23 protein-coding genes and 5 tRNA genes are annotated in these 22,868 nt (G+C 40.5%); 8 read left to right on the top strand and 20 right to left on the bottom strand.

Annotated elements, in window-relative coordinates:
* Positions 1-2: 2 nt before the first annotated feature.
* Positions 3-1,073, top strand: coding sequence for a hypothetical protein (locus tag WC753_03455; protein MFA6080505.1), 1,071 nt, complete (start codon positions 3-5; stop codon positions 1,071-1,073).
* A gap of 2 nt (positions 1,074-1,075) precedes the next feature.
* On the opposite strand, the gene WC753_03450 is transcribed toward WC753_03455, so the two are convergent.
* The 4 genes from WC753_03450 to WC753_03435 all read right to left on the bottom strand — a co-directional run bounded on the left by WC753_03450 (position 1,076) and on the right by WC753_03435 (position 5,304).
* Entirely contained in the window at positions 1,076-2,347 is a 1,272-nt protein-coding gene (locus WC753_03450; GenBank protein MFA6080504.1) for a L,D-transpeptidase, read from the bottom strand.
* 59 nt (positions 2,348-2,406) lie between these two features.
* Complete coding sequence (locus WC753_03445; GenBank protein ID MFA6080503.1) at positions 2,407-3,159, bottom strand: hypothetical protein; 753 nt, start codon at positions 3,157-3,159, stop codon at positions 2,407-2,409.
* Between the two features lie 139 nt (positions 3,160-3,298).
* Positions 3,299-4,015 carry a hypothetical protein gene (locus WC753_03440; GenBank protein MFA6080502.1) on the bottom strand — a complete coding sequence of 239 codons (717 nt, stop codon included), beginning with the start codon at positions 4,013-4,015 and terminating at the stop codon, positions 3,299-3,301.
* Positions 4,016-4,083: 68 nt separating this feature from the next.
* Positions 4,084-5,304, bottom strand: a complete 1,221-nt coding sequence (locus WC753_03435; GenBank protein ID MFA6080501.1) for a hypothetical protein — start codon at positions 5,302-5,304, stop codon at positions 4,084-4,086.
* A gap of 306 nt (positions 5,305-5,610) precedes the next feature.
* Between WC753_03435 and WC753_03430 the strand changes: the two genes are divergently transcribed.
* The 3 genes from WC753_03430 (at position 5,611) to WC753_03420 (ending at position 7,359) form a co-directional block, all read left to right on the top strand.
* Positions 5,611-5,925, top strand: a complete 315-nt coding sequence (locus tag WC753_03430; GenBank protein MFA6080500.1) for a YbaB/EbfC family nucleoid-associated protein — start codon at positions 5,611-5,613, stop codon at positions 5,923-5,925.
* 88 nt (positions 5,926-6,013) lie between these two features.
* Positions 6,014-6,373 (top strand): four helix bundle protein, encoded by a 360-nt coding sequence (locus WC753_03425; protein ID MFA6080499.1) that lies wholly within the window; start codon positions 6,014-6,016, stop codon positions 6,371-6,373.
* 32 nt (positions 6,374-6,405) lie between these two features.
* Positions 6,406-7,359 (top strand): sugar phosphate nucleotidyltransferase, encoded by a 954-nt coding sequence (locus WC753_03420; GenBank protein ID MFA6080498.1) that lies wholly within the window; start codon positions 6,406-6,408, stop codon positions 7,357-7,359.
* 251 nt (positions 7,360-7,610) lie between these two features.
* Here the strand turns inward: WC753_03420 and WC753_03415 are convergent, their stop codons facing one another.
* The 9 genes from WC753_03415 to WC753_03375 form a co-directional block, all read right to left on the bottom strand.
* The gene (locus WC753_03415; GenBank protein ID MFA6080497.1) at positions 7,611-8,483 is read right to left on the bottom strand and encodes a cupin domain-containing protein; all 873 of its coding nucleotides are present in this window, start codon (positions 8,481-8,483) and stop codon (positions 7,611-7,613) included.
* A 149-nt stretch (positions 8,484-8,632) separates the two neighbouring features.
* A tRNA-Arg gene (locus tag WC753_03410) sits at positions 8,633-8,707 on the bottom strand.
* A 93-nt stretch (positions 8,708-8,800) separates the two neighbouring features.
* Positions 8,801-8,876, bottom strand: a tRNA-Thr gene (locus tag WC753_03405).
* A gap of 269 nt (positions 8,877-9,145) precedes the next feature.
* Positions 9,146-9,367, bottom strand: a complete 222-nt coding sequence (gene rpmB, locus WC753_03400) for a 50S ribosomal protein L28 (GenBank protein ID MFA6080496.1) — start codon at positions 9,365-9,367, stop codon at positions 9,146-9,148.
* A gap of 20 nt (positions 9,368-9,387) precedes the next feature.
* Positions 9,388-9,753 (bottom strand): 30S ribosomal protein S10, encoded by a 366-nt coding sequence (rpsJ, locus tag WC753_03395; GenBank protein ID MFA6080495.1) that lies wholly within the window; start codon positions 9,751-9,753, stop codon positions 9,388-9,390.
* Between the two features lie 164 nt (positions 9,754-9,917).
* Positions 9,918-11,105 (bottom strand): elongation factor Tu, encoded by a 1,188-nt coding sequence (gene tuf / locus WC753_03390; protein ID MFA6080494.1) that lies wholly within the window; start codon positions 11,103-11,105, stop codon positions 9,918-9,920.
* Positions 11,106-11,280: 175 nt separating this feature from the next.
* Positions 11,281-11,472 (bottom strand): hypothetical protein, encoded by a 192-nt coding sequence (locus tag WC753_03385; GenBank protein MFA6080493.1) that lies wholly within the window; start codon positions 11,470-11,472, stop codon positions 11,281-11,283.
* A gap of 137 nt (positions 11,473-11,609) precedes the next feature.
* Positions 11,610-11,686, bottom strand: a tRNA-Ala gene (locus tag WC753_03380).
* 84 nt (positions 11,687-11,770) lie between these two features.
* Positions 11,771-11,847 (bottom strand) — tRNA-Asp (locus WC753_03375).
* Positions 11,848-11,938: 91 nt separating this feature from the next.
* Between WC753_03375 and WC753_03370 the strand changes: the two genes are divergently transcribed.
* Both WC753_03370 and WC753_03365 read left to right on the top strand, forming a co-directional pair.
* Positions 11,939-12,391, top strand: coding sequence for an NUDIX domain-containing protein (locus tag WC753_03370; protein MFA6080492.1), 453 nt, complete (start codon positions 11,939-11,941; stop codon positions 12,389-12,391).
* Between the two features lie 18 nt (positions 12,392-12,409).
* Positions 12,410-13,072, top strand: a complete 663-nt coding sequence (locus WC753_03365; protein MFA6080491.1) for a phenylalanine--tRNA ligase beta subunit-related protein — start codon at positions 12,410-12,412, stop codon at positions 13,070-13,072.
* A 13-nt stretch (positions 13,073-13,085) separates the two neighbouring features.
* Here the strand turns inward: WC753_03365 and WC753_03360 are convergent, their stop codons facing one another.
* Together WC753_03360 and WC753_03355 are read right to left on the bottom strand one after the other, a co-directional pair.
* Positions 13,086-14,189 (bottom strand): MraY family glycosyltransferase, encoded by a 1,104-nt coding sequence (locus tag WC753_03360; GenBank protein ID MFA6080490.1) that lies wholly within the window; start codon positions 14,187-14,189, stop codon positions 13,086-13,088.
* 163 nt (positions 14,190-14,352) lie between these two features.
* Positions 14,353-14,436: transfer RNA gene (locus WC753_03355), tRNA-Leu, on the bottom strand.
* Between the two features lie 135 nt (positions 14,437-14,571).
* Between WC753_03355 and WC753_03350 the strand changes: the two genes are divergently transcribed.
* Positions 14,572-14,802 carry a hypothetical protein gene (locus WC753_03350; protein ID MFA6080489.1) on the top strand — a complete coding sequence of 77 codons (231 nt, stop codon included), beginning with the start codon at positions 14,572-14,574 and terminating at the stop codon, positions 14,800-14,802.
* A gap of 4 nt (positions 14,803-14,806) precedes the next feature.
* On the top strand, positions 14,807-15,412 hold the full coding sequence (locus WC753_03345; GenBank protein MFA6080488.1) for a hypothetical protein: 606 nt from the start codon (positions 14,807-14,809) through the stop codon (positions 15,410-15,412).
* A 390-nt stretch (positions 15,413-15,802) separates the two neighbouring features.
* Here the strand turns inward: WC753_03345 and secD are convergent, their stop codons facing one another.
* From secD to WC753_03320, 5 genes are all read right to left on the bottom strand, one after another.
* On the bottom strand, positions 15,803-17,491 hold the full coding sequence (secD, locus tag WC753_03340) for a protein translocase subunit SecD (GenBank protein MFA6080487.1): 1,689 nt from the start codon (positions 17,489-17,491) through the stop codon (positions 15,803-15,805).
* Between the two features lie 57 nt (positions 17,492-17,548).
* Positions 17,549-19,150, bottom strand: a complete 1,602-nt coding sequence (locus WC753_03335) for a hypothetical protein (protein MFA6080486.1) — start codon at positions 19,148-19,150, stop codon at positions 17,549-17,551.
* Positions 19,151-19,269: 119 nt separating this feature from the next.
* Complete coding sequence (locus tag WC753_03330; GenBank protein MFA6080485.1) at positions 19,270-19,845, bottom strand: hypothetical protein; 576 nt, start codon at positions 19,843-19,845, stop codon at positions 19,270-19,272.
* Positions 19,846-19,854: 9 nt separating this feature from the next.
* Positions 19,855-20,811 (bottom strand): hypothetical protein, encoded by a 957-nt coding sequence (locus WC753_03325; protein ID MFA6080484.1) that lies wholly within the window; start codon positions 20,809-20,811, stop codon positions 19,855-19,857.
* Positions 20,789-22,861, bottom strand: coding sequence for an ABC transporter substrate-binding protein (locus tag WC753_03320; GenBank protein ID MFA6080483.1), 2,073 nt, complete (start codon positions 22,859-22,861; stop codon positions 20,789-20,791). The genes WC753_03325 and WC753_03320 overlap by 23 nt, the downstream gene beginning before the upstream one ends.
* Between the last annotated feature and the right edge of the window lie 7 nt (positions 22,862-22,868).

Genomic DNA, 22,868 nt, shown 5'->3' with positions numbered 1-22,868 from the left:
AGATGGATAAAATTGAGGATTATATAAATGAGTACGGCGGAAAACACGGGTGACTCCTATTTGCAAGAGAAAAAGGAATAAGAGTACCAGAAATATACGTATGGAAGATTCATGAATCTCCTGATTTTCATAAACTCAAAAGAATATTCGATATATCACGGGAAGGTACGGGAGCGATTATAATACGGACAAGTGTTCCTGATGATTTTCGAGGCATCATAGATCAGATGCCGACACATGTTCTCGGCATACCAGAATCAGAAGTACAATTGGCAAGATGGATTAAATGAATTATTGAAGAACTAGAACAAGATTATGAGTATGTTAAAGAACATGCTGAACTAGAATGAACAAATTATGTTCTAAAAGATGTTACCTTTTCCATATCTCCATATCTTGGGAATACAACTTTTATGGGTACAGAACATCCAAATTTTGATTGAATATTAGCAGATACTCAAGTGAAATCGAGTGAAGATAATATTCATATTCCTTCAGAGTGGTGAGGCATTCAATGACATAAAAGTCTATCCATGGTAAAACAGGTACAAGAATCCATCAGACAATTATTAGGATTACCACTCGATACATCCTATCAATTTGAAGTTTGATGTGAACAACACGAGACTACCCCTGAACTTCTCCAATTACGAGAATTTGCTCGAAGGAATCCTCTCGAGGTTGACAAGGGAGTGATACCAAACTTACGCTATTTCTTAGGGAATAATTGAAGGAGAATAATAGTACCGACAGTATCATTCAGATATCTCAACGAAGTCTTAAATCGAACGAATCCCTATGCAGCACATATGATAGGAAGTTTCTGACAATTGAAAAAATGGGAGTTAAAAAATAATGCTCAAGGCATTATCACGCCAAAATGAGGTACTTGTTTGAGCCATATACTGACACAACCAGTTGTAGATATCTTAAAAAGGAGAGGTTTCGCATTACTAAATATTTTACCCAATGCCGATGGGCAGCGTTTTGACCCAGGAAGAATTTCTTGAAAACAAATCTATGTATTTCATGATCCAAGTCGATGAATAGATTGGAAACAAGTTCAGGATTAAATTTATTTGATATACACCGTCGTCCCTACTCTCGCCCAATTATAAATCATTTTTACAGCATTGTACGGTGTATTGATACACCCATGGCTCCCATTGTAGACATAACTCGAGAGTCCAAATTTGGTTCTCCAGCAATCCGTAGAATTACACGCATCGTGGATACCATAACCACCAGAAAACCCAAGCCAATAATCGACCCAGAGCTCATAGACCTCTTCTGGAAAAGGCGACTTCATTATCTTGCCGCGTTGCTTGGTATAGATACGAAACTTTCACCGAATCGTTTCATAATTATTGCGTCAACTCGTAATCGATGTCGAGAGAATGAGCTCATTATCTTCATAGACATACATCATCTGTTTTGCGAGAGAGATAGAGATGAGCTGATACACCTCAGGAAGAGGCGATGTTGGCACACCTGTTGTGGAAGCTTCCCATTTTTTTTCTTCAGTCGCAACCCAAGCGGCACGTTTTTCACGAGCGGCAGCACGGGCCTGCGCAGCTGTATCACGATAGTCTTGTGTGAGAGATTTGAGTTGCTTGAGAAGAGTAGTGAGTTCTTCAGTGGAAGAATTTTTCAGAACATTTCTCGTAAAAGAAGCTTTGAAATCTTTCCAAAAAACCTTCGTGTCGAGAGAGGGCTTTTTGATGGATGAAAGGCGATACACATCCGCTAAAAAAAGCATCTCGTGTTTAAAAGAGAGGATATCCTGTAATATCAATTTACGCTCAGCATAAGCGATATTTTTTTGTACTCATTCTATCATGCTCGTAGAAAATTTTGCAAGTTCTGTGAGTTGTGTGATATCTCCCGAAGGGATTGCATCCAGCTTTGTCTGAAGGAGATTAGCGTGAGTCAATACCTCAGTTTGACCAGGAAACACCATTTCTTGCCCTATCTCAGAAGCAGCTGAGAGGTACCGAATATGCTGGACGATAGTGTCATGGAGACGGTAGACGTCATTTTTATATTGCGTGATTAAGGATTTTGCTCACTCCTGGATAACACCTATCTCGCGAGCGAGAACGTCTGGACGAGACCAAAATCTACGATTCTGTGCGACAGTATAGTTTTGTAAAAAATCCTCTGGCATCTGGATGGCGGCACCATTATCTTGTATCTGTGCATAGATGTTATCATATCGCATAATAGCAAAGGAGTGCCATGCAAATATCACAGTATGAAAAAGGACGAAAACGAGAACAGCAAAAATCCCCATCAACCATGGTCGATGTGCAAAATGAGAGAGAATGGAATGCTTTTTTTGTGACACCCGAAAATACTACGAGAGAGTGAAAAAAATGCAATGATTATTTGGAGAAAATTTTTGTATTAAATGCCAAAAAGAGACTGAAAAGGAAAAAAAATCATACAACTCACGAGCAAAGAGACACCACAATAGAAAATAACACTCACAATATGTGGCGACCAATAGAAAAATGGCGAAGCTCCTACGAGTTCACAGACATCTCTTTCGTCCTGAAAGATACGGATATGGATGCGGATAATCACCACCATCAGGACCGCCATCAACACTCAGATAAATACGAGAAAAATTGCTGTCATATTCGTAAGACGTTTAATCTCCAGAAGCGATGCTTCAAAATCCCTCAAACTCTTCTGAACCTCATCAAGAGATTGAACCGCCTCAAACATATCACTATTTTGTTGTACCACTCGGACAAGAGTTTCTATATTTGTCCCATAGAGCGGCACCATGATGATATCATTGAGAGGATTGACTCCCCCAAGAATTTTGAGAATACTCGGATCCTTCTGGATCTGCATATCGAGAACTCTATCCTTTGGAATATATTGTATCTGATCAGGGCTTGCAATGGTTTTTTTGAGCGTAATCATAAAATCAATCACCTTCTGATCACCAGACGTGTACTGATTGCTGATAAAAATCGGGTAATTAAATTTTTTGACGACCAGCTGTCTCTGTATCTCTGCTTGCTGTATCAAGAAAAATCCGATAAAGAAGGTGAAGAAAAGCCCCGTCAATACCACGACTATTCCGATGGAAGCAAGTCGTGTCCGCGAAATATGTTGCCATGATGTCGTGAAAATACGCGAGAACATGGTCTTACAATACCATAAGTACCACTAAAATACAACCAAGAGTACTGGTATGGAGTTGATTTTCAGGAAATTGGGGTGTGAGATTATTCCTTTCTGGCTTATAAAATATCAAAAATAGAAGAAATTTTTGTAATAATCTCTATGATTGTGTAAACTGGTATTTAAATTTTATAATACCCTGTACTCTTTTTTTGGCTTCGGCACTAATAAGTGGAGTACGCTGACGCGGAAGCCCCGCAGGCACTAAATCTGATTCTTCAGGTCTCAAAATGACACTAGTTTGTGCTCATAATTTGCTTCATGCAATCTGTGCAAGAATAGCCCTTAAATCTACACTTCGGTTTTTCTTATGAGAACCTCATCCTATAAGAAATGAGGCAATAATACGAGCTGATGCAGCACGTCCAAACATACCTAGCAGTTCTAAATCTTCAGGGGAAACATATTTATCCCAATCAATACTCTTTCATAATGTTTGTAGTATAGTTGCTGGCACTGAATTAATACTGACAGGCCTAAGAGTGATGATATCATGAATACGATCAAATCATAGCATGACAGCATCATTAGCAGTTGACCAATCATTTTCAAAATGTGTTCCTATAACATGGAGTCTGGCAGGCTCTCAGGATGGAGTACAGAGTTTATCAAGAGTGATAGTAGAGACAGCACCTATTCATCAAAGAACGGCTTGCAATTGTTGGCAAGCGCCCTCTGGATTAGCTGTATATCGAGTAATATAGTCTCCGGCAGCACTTCCGGGATTTGGTTTTGTATTAATTCGTCCTCAAGCCACAATATCTCCAGTAAGCCCGAGCTCTACCATCTCTGCCATATTACCTATTTGTAGTTCCATAAAAGTTGATTAGAGTAATCATTTTATACTTATAATTTTTTTGTCAACAATGAAAATTTTGCGGAAAATTATCTCTCTCCAATCACTCCACCAGCTGAATCCAAAAATTTCTCTGGAATCGCCGCTTGTGGTGATGTGATGGCATTGATTTCATCTTGCTGTGTATCAGTATCGAGCATCAGCGTCTTCATCTCCGTAGGAGAGGGTGGCTGAATTCGCATCTTCCCTTTTTTCATTCGGATTTCTTCCTTGAGGTCTTTTTTGAGATTGTGCACCTTTGAGAGGACAGAGATTCCGGTCTGTGAAGCGATGATATCAAGAGCATTGCGCATATTGATATGATGGTCAAATTCAGCAATCAGGGTAACGATATTTTCTCTATCACGTGGATCCATCTGCTCAGCGAGCTCATACGCACTAATTCGTTTGAAGGCCGCAAGAAGCACTGGAATTGCCTCAGGAGAAATAATAAAGAATTCATACCCCTGCTCTTGAAAGTGAGTCTTCGAAAGCATCGCAATAGCATCCGTTGGGACAACGAAGAAGACCATTGGGTAAATCTTTGCATCATTATTGATCTTATCGGCGGTGGATTTTACATTCGTACTCACGTAGGTTTGTAAATTCTCAGATTTTGAAACCTTGGCATCAAATATCACATATTGCCCCAGAAATTCTATCATAAAATCTGGTTTAAATTTCCCACCAAATCCTTCAGGAAGATGTTTATTATCATAGGATTGGAAATTATATTGAGGGAGCTTGCAGAGTTCGCCAAGATGACTTTTTACCTTTTCTTCATGCTCTGCCCACATACGATCACGATTCGCTTTTTCCTGTGCGGCTTCTTCTTCGTCTTCTTTTCTGATACGCTTTTTCTCATTCTCCAATGATTCATTGGCTCGATCAAGTCGCTCGACTTTCTCCGTAAACGCTTTTTCCTTTTGGATTTCCTGTGCTTGAAATTGTGTCAGTTCTTTCTCTATTTTTTCCTTTTCTCGTCCGAGCGCTTCGTGTCGAGCTTGTAAATCGGTCAATTGTGCAAACATCGCTTTCCCCTTCCCTGCCAGTTCATCTTTGGCAGTTTTTTCTTCATTGAGTTGTTGATTCATTTTCCCGAGCTCACGAGTTTTTTCTTCCAGCTGCGCCTTCATCTGAGCATTTTCTTGGATATATCTTTCGATATCTCCTGTCCCCCCAGAGGAACGATTTTGTCCTTTAAAATACATCGCAAACCCGATGGCGACACAGGCAAGAAGTCAGAAAATAAGAGGGAGAATATAGGACATAAAAAGGTTTATTAGGTTTGTAGGTTTACTGAGTTAATAGGTTGATGGATTTATAGGTTTCCGAACCAATAATCTGTTCGCTGGGGCGAATTCCTTCCTATCCGCCTAGGCGGATGACTGTAACTATCTGCATTATAGTGAAAATAAAAAAAATCCCACCGAAAGGTGGTTGTATTTTGCAAAAAGAGAAAAAATCATACAATGCGTGGCAAGTAAAGAGTGTCGAGTGACGAGTACCGAGAAAATACCAACTCTCAGTGAATCGTGAACTATAAACTCTTAATTTTAAATTCTTAATTTTCTACTATGGACTACTCCAAAGCAAAAGAAATGATGCGTCTCCAGCAAGAAATGGGCAAAATCAAAAAAGAACTCGCTAATACTCATATCGAGGCAGAAGTTGATGGGCTTGTGGTGACTATCGATGGTGAGATGAAGGTGGTTGCAGTTGTCTTCGAAGATCCAAGCATCCTCTCAGATCAGAAAAAAACAGAAAATGCTATTATGCAAGCAACCAACAAAGGTATGAAAAAGGCACAAGAAATCGCTTCTACTCGAATGCAATCCGTCGCCAAAGATATGGGAATCGACCTTGGAGGGATGATGGGCGGCGGCATGTAGTGCCGCAAGCATACATCGTTTAATACGTTTGATTGGTTTAATAGGTTTTATACGTTGATGGTAAGTTTTTATTCATTTAATAAGGAACATGAGCACAATTCAAAAGTTTGAAGACCTCGAATGTTGGCAACAAGCAAGGAAAGAGACAAAACTTATTTACGCATATCTAAGAGAGTGTCGAGATTTTAGCTTTCGCGACCAGATTCAGAGAGCTTCCGTTTCAGTCATGAATAACATTGCTGAAGGTTTTGCTCGTACAACTGCAAAAGATAGAATTCAGTTCTTTATGATAGCTACATCCTCACTCTCAGAAGTACGATCGATGATATATTTATGACAAGATATTGGGTATTTTTCAAAAGAGCAATCGGAAATACTTTTCGAACAAAATCTCCATACCTCTCAGGTAACCTATGGGTTTTTGAAATACCTCAATTCTCTCAAATAATTTCCCCCTAACTTATTAAACCTATTAAACGTATGAAACCTATTAAACCTAGTTTAGTTATAATGGCTGCTGGTCTCGGAAGCCGGTATGGTGGGCTCAAACAAATCGATCCTATCGGACCGAATGGGGAAATACTCCTCGAATTTGCCATTCAAGATATGATATCCTTTGGTGGAGAAAAAATTATCTGTATTGTGAGTGAATGAATTCGTAGTGATTTTGAGACAATGATTGTCGAGAAATATAAGGGAAAAATCCAAATCGAGCTCGTCGTACAGACAATCGCAGAAATTCCTGAACTCGGAACTCGTCACTCGGAACTCTGAACTGGAACGCAAAAGCGTTCCAAGCCCTGGGGAACTGCCCATGCTGTTTGGTGTGCACGAAAAAGTATTGAGTGACCTTTTATTGTTATAAATGCTGATGATTTTTATGGTCGTGAAGCGCTCAAACAGGCCTATGATTTCTTGATTCATCCCAACGAATGAAACCAACAAAACAAATTAAACCAATTAAACTCGCACTGCGTCGTCACCTATCCCCTACAAAACACTCTCTCAAAATATGGAACGGTCGCACGCGGTATTTGTGAAGTAGTAGATGGTAAACTGGTAAAAATACTGGAGCATACCAAAATCGCCTGGAAAATGCCCCCCTGACAAGGGGGGGTAGGGGGGGTTTTGACACACACATGCCAAGATGGACATGAGATTATTCTGAATCCACAGGTGCCAGCGAATATGAATCTTTTTGGTTTTCAAAAAAGCTTCCTAGAGTTACTCGATCAAGAATGCATCAAATTTTTCAAGGAATATGGACACGATGAAAAGAGAGAATTTTTTCTCCCTTCTGTCGTCATGGAAATGATAGTAGAAAAAAAAGGTGACATCTACGCACTTCCTACAACCAGTGAATGGTTCGGAATGACCTATCCGGAAGACAGAATTGAGGCGAAAGAGAAGATTAAAAGAATATTCTCCGTGTAATTTTACTTCATTTGCACCATAAACAGAAATGAGAGTCCGAGAGCAAATACTGTTTGAGCGTCCTGAAAAACAGAATACGATGAAGAACTGGAGAGCGAGTTTATTTGCTTTCGGTGGTTTTGCAGTACTTTTGCCATCAAAAGTACGAAAATGAATCCTGTAATTGGAATAGCTTGATGACCTGGATTCTGAATCGAGTTCAGAATGACGGAACGGGATAGATTCCTGCCTACGCAGGAATGACGATACTCCTAGTTTCGTCAAAAATCGTCCTCATAGCGATGAATATCATCTTCACCCATATAGTCACCACACTGAACTTCTATCAACACCACAGGATCAGAGGAGGTGTTTATGAGGCGATGAATATATCAACAAGGAATGTAACAACTTTCATTTACATTGAGAATCTGTAACTGTTCAGAGGAAGCTTGGTCTGGCGAGCGAATATCGACCCTTGCTGTGCCCGATACAACCGTCCAGTGTTCACTTCGGTGCTCATGACTCTGAAGAGAAAGTCGCAATCCTGGCTGTACAATAATTTTTTTCACTTTAAACAGTGCCTCATCCTCCAGTACATAATACACCCCCCACGGACGATATCCTATCTCCAAATATCGGTCTTGTTTGTGATCTTCAGGGAGTTTCTCGAGTGTTTCTTTTAATTTTGTTTCATCATCCTTATTTTTGAGTTTCAGAAAGTCACTCGAATTATGTGTTTTGGCACCAAGCCCATCTACAATTCGCACTCCATGAGAAGCGAGAATACCAGCTTCTGGAATCTCAGAAGCAAAACGATCACCTCATTTGGTAAAAATAATCTCATCAAACTGACCAGTTTCCTTTGCTTCACGGATTACCATATCAAGACTCTGGCAAACACTTTTATCTTGGTCAATACTCAAAAATACCCTATCAACTGGCTTGAGTGCTCCCACCACATCCATACGAAATCGCTCATTTTGGAAACTCTTTTCACCTCGCTTCAATTCTGCTTGTTTATCATTATTTATGATCACCCACAATTCATCTGCTCCTGTTTGGCTTTTTGAAAGCTCCAGACATTCGATATGCCCTGGATGGAGAGGGTTGGCATACACGGATGTGATAGCAAGTTTCGGCATAAAAAGTTAAGAAAGGGATATGCTAAGGAACAGGAAGGATTATATATTTTTTGCTCAAGCACCCAAGCACTTACAAACTTACACACTCTTATTTCAACGAATTAAACCTATTAAACCTATTAAACATATGAAACACTTAAAACGTTTCATGGTACCCGCGGTAGGGATCGGACCTACGACCTTTAGCTTAGAAGGCTACTGCTCTTCCACTGAGCTACGCGGGCAAATATGAGAAAAAGCTAGAGATACAGCCAGAGAAAGGAATGTATTGACATACTATGTCCATTCTCTATCTTCTGCTCTATCTATGGCTAACATGGAGCCGATTATCGGATTTGAACCGATGACCTAAGGTTTACGATACCTTCGCTCTACCAGCTGAGCTAAATCGGCAAATACTTTTTGCGATGCCTAAGGTTTATCCGCCTAGGCGGACTCTACCAGCTGAGCTAAATCGGCAAATAAAGCATAAGCAAAAAGATATAGCCAAAGAAAAGAATTTAAAGAATTTTTAAAAAATTCCTTTCTCTATCTTCTGCTCTATCTATAGCTAACATAGAGCTGTATGCTGATTATAGTGATTTTATTATGAGAGCAAGCAATATTTTCCTTATAAAAAACTCCCCGAAGGGAGTTTTTATATTTTGTTTTGATACAGACTACTACAAACCAAAGTCTTGCAAGAAAGCAACTACGCCCTTTTTTCTCATAGTACGAATAGCAGCAGCAGAAAGACGAAGTCGATACACGATACCATCGCGTGGATCGCGGATTTTCTTGTAAAAAAGATTAGCAAGAAACGTTCTTTTTGTACGACGTACAGAGTGAGAAACTTTGTTTCCTGATCCAGTTGTTTTACCGGTATAGACGCAGATTCGGGTCATAATACAATAAGATAAGAGATTTAAGCTGAGATAATAGCGATATCAACACCGACACCGGAAGGGAGATTGATCTTTTGAAGAGTTTCAAGCGTCTCTGGAGTAGGAGAATTGATGAGGAGAATGCGTCGATGACGACGAATCTCAAACTGCTCACGAGCGTTTTTATTGACAAATGTTGATCGGTTCACAGTGAACTTTTCAATCTTAGTAGGCAGAGGAATAGGTCCAACGGTATGAGACCCTGTGTCCTGAGCAGCACTAATGATTTTTTTGACAGCTTCATCGACCACTCGGTGCTCAAAAGCTTTCACAGAAATCTTGAGAGTTTCTGTTTTTGAAACAGCAGAAACCTTCGTGATTTTGGAAGAGATAGCTTTTTTAGTCACTTTCCCAACTTTTTTAGTCACTTTTGCTGGAGTTTTCTTTGTCGTAGATCCTGTCTTCGACCCTGAGCTTGTCGAAGGGGAGCGTGTCGAAGGAGCAGTCTTCTTTGCTGGAGCAGCTTTCGTTTTTATTGCTTTTGCAGAAGTTTTGGTTTGAGCGGACATAATTAATCGAGAATTTTTGTAATAATACCAGAGCCGACAGTTCGTCCACCCTCTCGGATAGCGAATCGGAGCTGGAGTTCCATAGCGACACCACAACCGAGTTCTACGAGGAACTTGATGCTATCACCTGGCATAACCATCTCAACACCTGCTGGAAGCTCGATAGCTCCTGTCACATCTGTTGTTCGGATATAAAATTGTGGTTTGTAGCCCTTGAAGAACGGAGTATGTCGTCCACCTTCCTCTTTTTTGAGTACGTACACTTCAGCTTCGAATTTCTTGTGTGGCTTGATAGATCCTGGCTTCGCGAGAACTTGTCCTCGCTCGATCTGTTCACGCTCAATACCTCGGAGGAGGAGACCTGCGTTGTCACCAGCTTGACCTTGACCAAGTTGTTTTTTAAACATCTCGACTCCAGTAACCACACATTTCTGTGTGTCACGGATACCGACGATCTCGACTTCATCATTGATTTTTACGATACCTTGTTCGATACGACCTGTCGCAACAGTTCCTCGTCCCTTGATAGAGAAGACATCTTCTACAGACATAAGGAATGGCTTGTCGAGGTCACGAACTGGTTCTTCGATATACGTGTCAAGAGCATCGAGAAGATCTCGAACACCCTTTGAGGCAACTGGATCAGTTGGATTGTTGAGAGCAGTGAAAGCAGAACCTTGGATAATCGGAGCATTGTCTCCATCAAATCCATATTTCGTAAGAAGTTCACGAACTTCCATCTCTACGAGCTCAGTAAGCTCTGGATCAGCAATATCACATTTGTTGAGGAATACGACGATTCTCTTCACACCTACTTGAGATGCGAGAAGTACGTGTTCACGAGTTTGAGGCATCACACCATCAACAGCTGATACTACGAGAATAGCACCATCCATCTGAGCAGCACCAGTAATCATGTTCTTGACGTAGTCAGCATGTCCTGGACAGTCAACGTGAGCATAGTGTCTCTTTGGAGACTCATACTCTACGTGAGACGTAGAAATAGTGATGATCTTGTCAGATCCAGCACGAGCGGTACCACCTTTTGCGATATCAGCATAGGTAACAGCGCCAGTACCTCCACTCGTACCTACAGCTGTCAAAGCAGCAGTAAGGGTGGTCTTACCGTGGTCGATATGTCAGATAGTTCCGACATTGACGTGAGGTTTGTTGCGTACAAATTCAGCCATAAAAAAGAAATAGGGAAATAAAAATAAGTAACGGTATTATAGGAAAAACAAGAATAATTCAAATTTTATTTTTTCTTCTTGAGTTTTCGGACTTTCTTATCGATGATAAGAATTGCTCTGCGGAGCTTTTTATGTCATTTAAATGCGATACGTGGCATAAGAAAAAATTAGAGATTTATATTTTTGTTTTTGTGAGATGTGAGAGCCCCATCTTCTTGAGTCGTGCGACTGACTTTGCGAAAGCATCGACAAGCCAAGGTGTCATACCTTCATGCTTTTCACGACGAACGAGTTTTTCATACGTCTTTTGGGCATTTTTGATTTTATCTCCAGTGATGGCACGTCGTTTGCTCACGATGTATATCATATTTCTGGGTCTTTTTCCTGATCATGTCATAGCAATAAAGTGAAAAATTAAGAATTAAGAATTAAGAATTAAGGAGATAAAAAACATAACTTCCGTTACATTTTTAACTTTTAATTTTTAACTTTTAATTAAAAAAATGGTGGAGTCTAAGGGAATCGAACCCTTAACCTCCTGCGTGCAAAGCAGGCGCTCTAGCCAATTGAGCTAAGACCCCATACCTCATTCAGATATTAAATATAAAGAATAAATAATAAATGAAAAATGCTTCATACATACGAGGGCCACCAGACAAGATATCTGGCGGGAGCGACGGGGCTCGAACCCGCGACCTCCGCCGTGACAGGGCGGCGCTCTAACCAGCTGAGCTACACCCCCTCTCTATATAAAGTAGCGGGAGTATAAATAAAATATCAGATTATGCAAATTTATTTCTTCGATTTTTAGAAAAATCTCATACAATGCCACTATGAAAAAGAATTTACATCCACTTTTCCGTCTCTGGAAGAGGTCAAATAGATTTATCTCGTCTCTCTTTTGGCTCGATCCTTGTGCCTGATGAGTATGCATCCGAAAACACGGTACCACACCAGAAGTACTCTGCGTCTGCCATAAAAATGGAAAAATCATGCTCCCTAAATGACGATGCAAAGCAGGAGAGACGCTGGAAAAAGCAGCTGTTCGTGAATTCCGAGAAGAAACTGGTATCTATGATTTCAAGCTCGGAGATATAGTCTGAATTGTACGAGACAGGAAACGACGAAAAAAAACCACCTTTTTCCTTATAGAAAAATCCGGCAAACAACATACCAATTTCCATGATGAAGCGACCCTCTGGGTCAAAATAGAAGATGCCCTCGTCGATATGCGACACAAGGGGGAGAGAAAGTTGATTAAGGAATATATCGAAAACTCTAAATAATAATTCTATGAAAGGATAATGACAGAAAAAATCATACGATACTCTATCTCTGATAATCTTCTTAATGATGGCATAAAAGTAGCCCTAGCTATTTTTTCTGTGCCAAAAAACTCAAAACGCAGAGGTAACACATTGGAAAAACACATTAAAACGACTATTAAAGAATTAGATATAGATAACATGCTAAGCTCAGATATCTTGAAAGCATATAAAGAATTATATAGAAAGAGAGGCCTGAGGGGAACACCGCCAGCAGAACACTTACTACTATTGGTCAAGAAAGTAAAAATGTTACCAAATATAAATAAGATTGTGGACTGTTGTAATATAGTCTCATTGAAAACTTTATTGTCAGTCGGTGCACATGATGTTGATCATATCAAAGGTGATATCAGATTTACAAATACCGACGGAACAGAAAAGTATACACCTCTTGGAAAAGATAACCATGAATCTGTAACAAAAAATGAATACGCATGTTTAGATGAAGAAAAAATACTTTGTCGTATGGATTTAAAAAACTGTGATGAAACAAAAATAAGACTCGAAACAATATCATTTCTTGTTTATGTACAAGGAAATAAGGAAACCTCGCAAGAATATGTGGATGAATGATTACTAAGAATATGTGAAAATATAGAAAAGTTCTGTAATGGGAAATATAAAATTCTACAGAAATAAGTCTTAGATAATACTATTTATTCTTCTTCACCACCCCCTCAATAAGTCCAGCTATTTGTGAGATATAGACGACGACGGTACAGATAATACCAAAGAGAATAATCTTGCCCCATGTATCGAGGAATATCGCTCCAAGACCAAAGAAAAATGACAGAGCCATCACGAGATAGCGTTGAGAGCGATCTTCGACTCAGCGAAGTGTCATACGATGATGGAGATGGGTGAGGTCCCCTTTCATAGGATTTTTACCAGCACGGATTCGCCCAAGGATGACATAAAACGCATCAATAAAATAGATACCGAGCACAATAGAGGCAGTAGCTATTTTACCACCTGAGACAATCGCGAGCGTTGCGATGATATACCCGAGGAACATCGTCCCCGCATCTCCGACAATGCACGCTCGACGAGTATCATACCGCCAGAAGACAAAAATCGTTGGGATAAGAATTGTCAGAAATGAAAAAACAAACACAGAATTGTTACGAGCAGCAAACGAAGTATCCGTGAGATAGAGTTTTACCGAGAGAAGCCCCAGAACAATAAGCGTTACCAGCCCCACGCTCGATGTCATAGCGCGTCCATTATCGCTCCAATTAATCGCATTCATCACAAGGACATACCATCCGATCGTGATAATAAGTGGTATAAGATATATAGTCTTTCCGAGAATATTCCATTGAAGAAGCTGAAATTGGTCGAGTGAGATAATACCTCAGAAAATATTACTGATATAACCGATTTTGATGGCGGTCAGTCCAAAAAATGCTCAGAGACCAACCTGAAATCATAAGCGGAGCAAGGGGGAAAGTGTGCGTCTCTGATCATCCCATGCCATCAGAAGACTGGTGAACACACCTGCTATCACAACATACATAGATTTTTTGATATCTGCTTCTGCCACGGCAGAGAAAATCCATGGTGACCAAAGAAACATATTGAGCATCAGGACGATACCGCCTGGATATGGAATTGGTGCTCTCCCCTGTTCATGAGGGTAAAGATGGGGCTTATCGACGATACCAAATCGACGAAATAATGAAAAAACTCCCCAGGTCAGAACCCACATCGTGAGTCCAGCTGCGAGAGCAATCAAGGGAAGAAAAGTGAAGGCCATAAGAAAAGGTTGATGAGTTTACTAGGTTTCTTAAGTTTACTGAGTTATCTAAATCAAAACTTCCTTCATTTTGTATTTTGTCCTTTGTATTTTGTATTTTAAAAAATTCCTTTCTCTATCTTCTGCTTCTGCTCTATCTTTTATCAGTTTTGCTTCGCAAAACTGGTGCCTAGGGCGGGATTCGAACCCGCACGCCCGAAAGCAAAGGATTTTAAGTCCTTCGTGTCTACCATTCCACCACCCAGGCACGAGAAGTATTGTAGGATTTTTAGCGAAGAATCAAGGAAAAAATATCGTAGAAAAAAAATAGAACAAACCAATATACAAAAATACAAGAAAGTGTCATTGCATATACATCATATAAAAATATACTGAGCTCACTATGACTATTCTTTCCTCTCTCGATATCCTTGCTATCGTCTCCACACTGGTAATTGCCTGTGTTGGAGTGTACCTGGTTATCATCCTCCACCGAGTCGCCCATATGACTCGTGTCGCTGATCGATTTGCTCAGACTGTGGAAAAATTTCAGGACGTCTTTGCTATCGTCGATGATATCCCGACAAATATGATTCGAAAAATCACCGATTCATTTCCTAAAAGTAAAAAATAATACTATGAAAAATATCCAAATTATCCTCATTATCGCTATTTTGATTTTGGTCTATCTTATCAGTATGCAGTGGATAGGAGATAGAAATATCTCAGATACTCAAAAAGTAGTCATAACCCCTCGAACGTCAGTGACAGAAACACAGCTACCTCCTGCAGTTACTTTGCCTGCAGTAGAAACCATAAAAGACACGCAACCAGTAACAGATACTTCGACAGTTACTCCGCCTCCTGCGACAACCCCAACAGCCGATATCACGACTCCGCTCGATATATCAAAATTGATAGAATATAAAAATAGTAATTTTGGCTATCATTTCTCGATGCCAAAAAAAGTCTACTATGCCGGATTTGGTGCACGAGATGGAGCCGTCCACACGGTCGCGATACAATCAGATATGGTCCCAGAAGTATTTGAAACTGCTCTAGTAAGAGTATTTTTCTATGGTAAGAAGATTCTCCCAGAACTCAAAAGTACAACTCGCTATGTCGATCCAAATGGTAAATATATCCTCCTCCTGATCGACGGAGCATATTCAGTCCGCATAGAGTCAGATAATCTCAAGAGTGCAACGGTCCAAGCTATCGAGGCAACGATTGGAGTGGATTAAATCCCCATACCCCCCGTTCGACTGAGCTCACGGTCGAAGTCCTGTATCAAGGGGGCAAGAATATTGTTTCTTTCTTTTCTTACTATTCAGATATGAGAGTCTGAGAGGAAATACTGTTTGAGCGTCAGGCTGAACAGATTTTTAAGACGCTGATTTGGAGAGCGAGTTTATTTCCTCTCAGTGGTTTTGGGTACTTTTGCCATCAAAAGTACCAAAATGCCGCCGGGAATTGAATTGTTTTCTGTTCTGTGAAAATCCCCCCTACCCCCCTTTATCAAGGGGGCAATAATACTAACTCTTTCTGTTCGAACACCCCCATTTTTATTCTCTTTATTCCGCCCCCTCATAAATAAGGGGGAGTTTAGTAGTATTTTAAAATATTACTGAATTCTATCTCTCTCCCCTACTTCTCCACCAGACCGTGAGAGGATTACAGAGATATTTGATGACAAAGAGACTGATCAGGATACCGAGGACGGTCATCTGTCCGAATCCTTTTACCAAGCTCACGCCCATCCACCAGAGGATGAGTCCGACGAGAAGACCTGTGATATTACTGTCCCAAACAGTTGCCCATGCACCTTCGAATCCAAGACGAAGAGAATCCCTCATATCTCTGCCTTGCCGGAGATAATCCTTCACACGTTCGAGCAAGAGGATATTACTATCGATAGCGATACCGATACCCAGGACGATACCTGCGATACCAGAGAGCGTCATCGTGATGCCGAGGAGACGCACCATGGCGAGGAGGAAGATGACATGAATCGTAAGACCAAAAATAGCGACGACACCGTCCATCTTATATCTCCAGAATATGAGTAATGTCACGAGGATAAGACCGATAAAACCACTGAGAACAAGCTGACGAAGTGATGCCTGCCCGAGATTTGGACCAATCGCCTTCTCACTGTGCTCATAGATAGCGACTGGGACGATACCTTCATTGATATTTTTGCTCAATTCTGTTGCCCATTTCTTGGTGTCTGCCTCAGCTCCAGAAGTGATGATAGCGTTTCCATCGATTCTCTGTGAGACATTTGGAGCTGTGAGAAGTTTATTGCCGAGGAAGATAGCGATGACTTTCCCAGCATTTCGCTCAGTGATATCACCAAACATTTTTTGTCCTTCGGTATTGAAGACGAGATTTACGACATACTGCCCCGTCGTAGGATCAGGGGTAGGAATAGTATTGATAAGATAGCGCTCATTGAGTGGTTCTTTATTTGATCCAAGTGCTGGACGAAAACGCAGCGGCTCCTTCCCCACCAAAAGCATATTGGCATCGAGTGGCTTGCCAGGGAGGATATCGCCACCATCGAGTGCTTCAACATAAATAAATCCACTTCATGTCATGTCTCAAAACTTTATAGAAGCCACTTTACCTTCAAATTTCTTTCCAGTAATTGACATATCTCCGAGTATTTTCTTCAAATTTTCGAGTGTCACTTCTTGTTCTGCAGGAATATTTGATTGTCCTTTGAGGTAATTCTTTATGTCCTGATTTTTATAATAAAAGACGTTCTCATACGAATCACTAACCTTTTGAGCGAAAGAATCAAAAGGGATAGTTTTTTTCTGAAAATCTGTATCAATAGCCGTCACCACTTCTCCACGCTGTGCAAGGAGATCATTGTATTCATTCTCAGGGCGCATTTCACGAAATTGGACCTTGATAACTTGCCCAATAACCGCCTTTGCTTCACGGATAAAATCAGCATCTTTCTTTGCTCTTTCAGCGGCAGGAAGACCATTGAATTCACTCGGTGTCGGTATCTGTACGATGATGTGGGTTTCTTCTCCGTATTGAGCGGTATTCAGCGTTGGTTCTGTCGTTCCGATACGACGTACACGTCCATCGAGAATCGTCTTCATATCCTCGATAACCTGAGCACGTCGAGTCGCTGCCATATCAGTCGGGAAATCGACGAGATAATCGAGCTCGACACCACCATGGAGGTCGAGACCGAGCTTATAGGTACCGATTTGTCTGTCGACCTGAGGAAGACCGACGAGTGACCATGGCATAGCTGCCCAGATAGACCCCACGACGAGGAGGAAAAGAAGAACTTTTTTCATACAAAGAAAAACAGGAAATATACGGGTCAGTATAATAATTTTTTCTAAAAGAAAAGTCTACCCCACCACTTTCAGATATTCCTCCTCAGATAGTATCCTCCCATCATATTCACTAGGCCAAGAAGTCTGTATCTCCTTACCAGACTTCGCACAGGTCGTCGTACGAAGAGTACCATTATAGGGCATCCATCGGAAGTTTTCTTGGATGCGTCGCATATAGTATGTGGATGGGAGCGGTACCCCGAGATCACGACAGAAATTGATATCTTGAGCCAGGATTTGAAACGGTCTCTGTGCCACCTCATCCCAATAGGTATTTTTTGTGGTTTCAAGAGTAGCATCTGAAGAGATTGGAATTTCCTCTGATGGCTGATAATGTTCATTATGTTTCTCAGGATTGGGAAGAAAAAAATATCATTGCGCCTTTTGCTCTGACTCAGAAAGGGGGAAATGAAAACTACTCCAGCTCTCGTCATACGGATTCGGGGCAAATGATCATGGAAAAAACTGTCACCATTCACCCGTTGATTTCATATGATCAATAACCTTGTCTTTCAGTGTAGAGTATTCTTGCGCAGAATACGGGGTATTGAGAATACAATTTTTCCCATCGAGAAGTCCACAACATCCAAAAATATTTTCACACCGAGAACTGTAGCCACTATAGAGAGCAAACCGAGCATTATCCATCATAAATGAATATCGTACATCGTATGATTTTATTTGCACTCATGACGACATATATACCATTTCGGCATCTTGGAGACTAATACCATCCAGCACTGTTTTTGCCCATCCAAGACGGGCAATGTTATACCCATCTTCTACGCCGTTTCCAAAAAACATTTGTGATACATTTTTCACCCTGAGGATATAGTTTCCAGAAGAGTTCTCAGCGAAATCCATATAGTGTGATTTGTGCCATGCTACCTCATGCAGCATAGTAGAAAAAAGTGCCTTGCATCGTTCATAACCGGATCGAGTTTCGAAAGAAAAATTTTTCTTCTGTGATTCATATTCTTCTTTTGTTAACTGCTTATTTCCTATGCAATATTGTTTATTTCTGAGATTGGAACACAGGAGACAATCATGACAATTACGACAGTCATAACAAAAAGCCATATCATTACAATTTCTCAGATACAGACCGTAGATACACCGAGAGCATTTTTCAGAATTGATAACATCGATACACCATTCGCATTCAAATAAAAAAACTCAATAGAGCATGTTTTTGCAATCAAGGATTCGATACGAATATCGACTATCCTCACAGCGGACACCACTATGACAGAGGTAGCAATTTCGGCTATACCACCAATCATCAGTAAATTCACAATTCTCATTATGCAGACCAGAGATATGTGGAATAGGACAGCGCTTAAAAAGTGGCTCAGTTTGCGAAAAAAACGATTGAGAAAAATCAAATACTGCCTGAGGCGGTTGTGCCGCAGAAAACCACTCGTCCCGATGCCATACTGGATACAAGCATTCAGGTTGAAAGGTCGAAATAATATCCCGACCAGTTTTATCGCATTTTCGTTTATGAAGAGCCCAGTGGGGCCAAAATGCACCCAAATGTTTTATACGAAGATACGGTGGCATTTCCGACGCTGGAACATCGAAAATGGTACGGAGCTTTGATTCAATAGTGGACATACAGGATGGGAAAGTTCAAAGTTTGATAGGTTTATTCGTTTGATTGGTTTCCGAACCAATAATTCCTGCCTATGACTGTTCCGCCTAGGCGGATGACTTTTTCTCGTGCTCTTTGAATTCTAAATATTCGCTCCATCGAGGTCCAGTGCTGCAAGATCAGCTGTGATATCAGCAGCTTTGCTCGGCTTGGAAACAACCTGAGAAAGTGTATCGGAACCAGTTGGTGTGATACCTTCTTTGAGTTTGATATGAAGCTCTCGCCCCTTCTCTCCATCGATACTCTTCGTCTCAATTTCTGGATATGTGTCTCCGATATAGGCATGGACCTGCTTTCTCTCATATCCGGTGAGCTCATAAATCACTTGATCAATACCATTTTTCCGCGCAAGATCAACTTTTCTATCGACGACCGCAAAGAGTTTTTTCTGTTTTTCCGCGAGGTAATCATTGATTTCTAGGTGAATCAGACAAAAAGAGCCGAGTGCATTTTCACACATTTGTATCAGAAGAGACTGCATCTCTTCGAGCGTTCTACCGTGGAGTCAGATAAGAAGAGCGGAATCATCAGAACGAATTTTGACAGAATAAATATGTTGTTCTTCGTCCTGGATGGTGACTTCAAGGGCAGAAAAATCGAGACCAAGATTGGTAAAAAATCATTGCGCAATGTCGGTTATGAGAGTAAGTGGGACCATAAGAAAAAATTAGTGATGTGAGGAGTGATGGCTCTCATGGATAACAGGTGTATGGGAAGAGCTATTTTCACGAAAAACAGAAAACCAGAGAGACTCAACAAAGATCTCTATAACAGAGTTCATCGCTGAGACTATAATCAAAAAAAGTAAATATACTAGTCCTAAAATAATGAAAACACCTTGCAAAAATATTGGACCGAGCTGAAGTGCTATAATCCAGCTCATCAAAAATGGTAAGAAAAAGATAGCGAGCAAAAGGACAAATTCTCGAGAATATACGAGAATCAAAGAGAAAAAGAGTCGAAGTGTAACACCAAAATTCTCCATCGTCATCATCACAGAGAGTCCTAAAGCTTCGAATACCCCAGAGTCATTGACGATAATATAATACCGAGCGTATTCGAAGAGGAGTCGCGTCACAGCCAAAAGAATCATAAATCCTATCGCAATACCAATAATAACATTCCAATTGTCATGAAGGAAACGATACCCCCAGAAGAAAATATAAAATATATAGACTGGCTTTGACCAGAAAAGAAGTGAATGGTATTCAGCGAGTTTGACAGACTTCCTCCATCAAAACGTAAACGCCTTCATGGTTTTATAGCTCTTTTCGTCTTGATCAATGTAGGCCTTTATAAGATGGATCAATCCGGCATTAAAGATATTTTTTATAAGAAAATTTACGAAAAAATACAGCAGACCTATCGCTATCAGTCCGCCTAACCATGTCAGACTATGACTTCCCCCGAGTGTAGTACCAGCGAATTCTCGCAACCAAGTAAAAAAAGCTGATTTTCGGTGCATCACATCGAGCCATACATACCCAATCTGATAAATCAAGACTTCCGAAAGAATCAAGGTATCAAGTAAAGAACCAAAAAAATTAAATCGACGTATTTTCCCAGCATGAGTGGTCAGTTTCCAGGCGTTTGGGAGATGATTATGTGCGAGAGAAGAGTGCATTTTTTAACCACAAGAAGAATCACGATACTGTTTTAGCTTCAGAAGAACGTTTGTAACCTTCTTTGAAATAACTCTTTGTGACCAGATCAGATATCATCTCTTTCCCAGAAAAAAATGATGATGATGTGACACCCAGGACATAATTTTTGATATACCATGATTCTTCGGGAGTTCCAAGAGGAAATATGATAGATTCAGACTCAAGAATTTTTTGTATTTCTGTTTCTATATTTCTGAGCTTGTCTGGAGAATTATAATACAGTCGCTCTATCAATTTCTCTGTCAGAGAATCAAGAGAAGCATTTCGAATACGTGAAATATTGAATCCATTTTTGATCTGGCCAGAATGGAAAAATGGCATAATATTGTAATGAAATACTCACAAATTCACTCCAGCCAGTACGATATCGTAGGTTGGATTTTGTCCTGCCACGATTTTTTGGATATCAGCGAGGGGGAGAAATTCTACCTTTACGTTGACAGGCAGGGTAGCCAATTTGGCTTGGATTTTACTCGCGACTTCCTGGAAAAGAGGAACATCTGATTGCACGAGAAGAGAAAACTCCAATATTTTTCAGTTTTTATCATAGAGCTTATTTGGGTCTAGAGTTGCTGGCGGAGGAGGAGGTGGTTCTGCGACAGGCGTATTTTTCTTGATCCAATCAGCTTTGATAGCATCGAGAGAAGCAGTATTAGAATTATAGAGTACCATTACTTTCTCCTCTGCGAGAAGTTTCAAGCCCGCAAAAAATTGTATCTTATAAAGATTCTCTCCATCATTAAGGTTTTTGAATTCTTTTCTTGCTTTGTATATAAAAATCCTGTTTCGAGGTATAAATCCTTGCAAAGTATAGTCGTTTACAATTACTTTTGTTGTACCAACTGGAGCAGTACCTTTGAGCTCTATGAGATCAGCCGAGAGAAAGAGGGGTGAAACACGTCCTGGTTGATCTACATATTTCAGAGAAGTATACGAGGGACCTGCTGGTACTGTAGGAGCTGGAACAGGCGTAACACCGCCTAAAGTATACCCTGATAAAAGAGCGGCAGAGGAAAAAAGAGGTTCTGCTGAAATGGTTCGTGGAGAATTCTGTATTTCGCCGAGAAAGACATTTTCTTTTGGTATAAAATTATTTTTGTTAAATTCCAAAGTATTGAAAACATCAGAAAATAGGGCCTTTCTCAATGGTTTCGGGATACGTTCTGCGTTGAGATAGATACTTGAGAGAACTGGACGAGAATATTTTTGTTGGAGAAAACCAGACCCAATATCAGAAACATCGCCTAACCACACATCTGGATCAACGGACTTTTTAACTTCTTTTTTGCTTGTACCAAATCCAAATCGCACCTGATCCAAAAAATATTTATCTCTGATAGATCGGTATGCTGGATTCTTCTTGAGAATGACGGCCCCGGAATCAGGATTTTTTTCAGCAAATATGTAAGGGCCATTAAATGAAATGGTAGAAAAATTGGTATTTTCACGCAATCCTTCTGCATCTTTACCTCGGATAATAGGGAGAAAGAGGATATCGAGCGTGGTAATATCATGAGTATTAAAACGAAAGATAATATCCCCTCTATCTTCACTCACATCCACGACAGAAAGTCGTGATTTGGTAGATTCATTATGAGAGCTCTCCTTGAAGAGTGTGTAGGTCGCAAGCACATCCTCTATATCAATGGCTCGCCCGTCATTCCAGAGAGCATCTTGGTTCAAGGTACAGCGTACATTTGGAAATGTATCGATATCACAGTGAGCGAGATCTCCTACGATTCTTTTGTCATCGAGAGAATATTTGAGCATCCCGCGATAAAGAAATCGGAACACCATATCATTTGTATCGTTTTCGAGTTTTGTGTCGACAGAGAGGATATCGAGAGAGGGTGCCTCTCAGATAACCCCGATATTCACCGTCCCCCCTGGCAGGGGATATACCGTAGCTCCTTCATAGAGATAGAGCACAGCCACGTGTGCCCCCAAAAGGAGACAAAAAAACCCTACCAAATAAAGGAGGTATTTTTTGATTTCAGAATAAAGACTCATAAAAAGT

This window comes from Candidatus Gracilibacteria bacterium, assembly GCA_041660965.1.
GTDB lineage: Bacteria > Patescibacteriota > Gracilibacteria > BD1-5 > JAGOOR01 > JAGOOR01.
The sequence above is the reverse complement of the archived record's forward strand: the minus strand, read 5'-3'. Positions and strand labels throughout refer to the sequence as shown.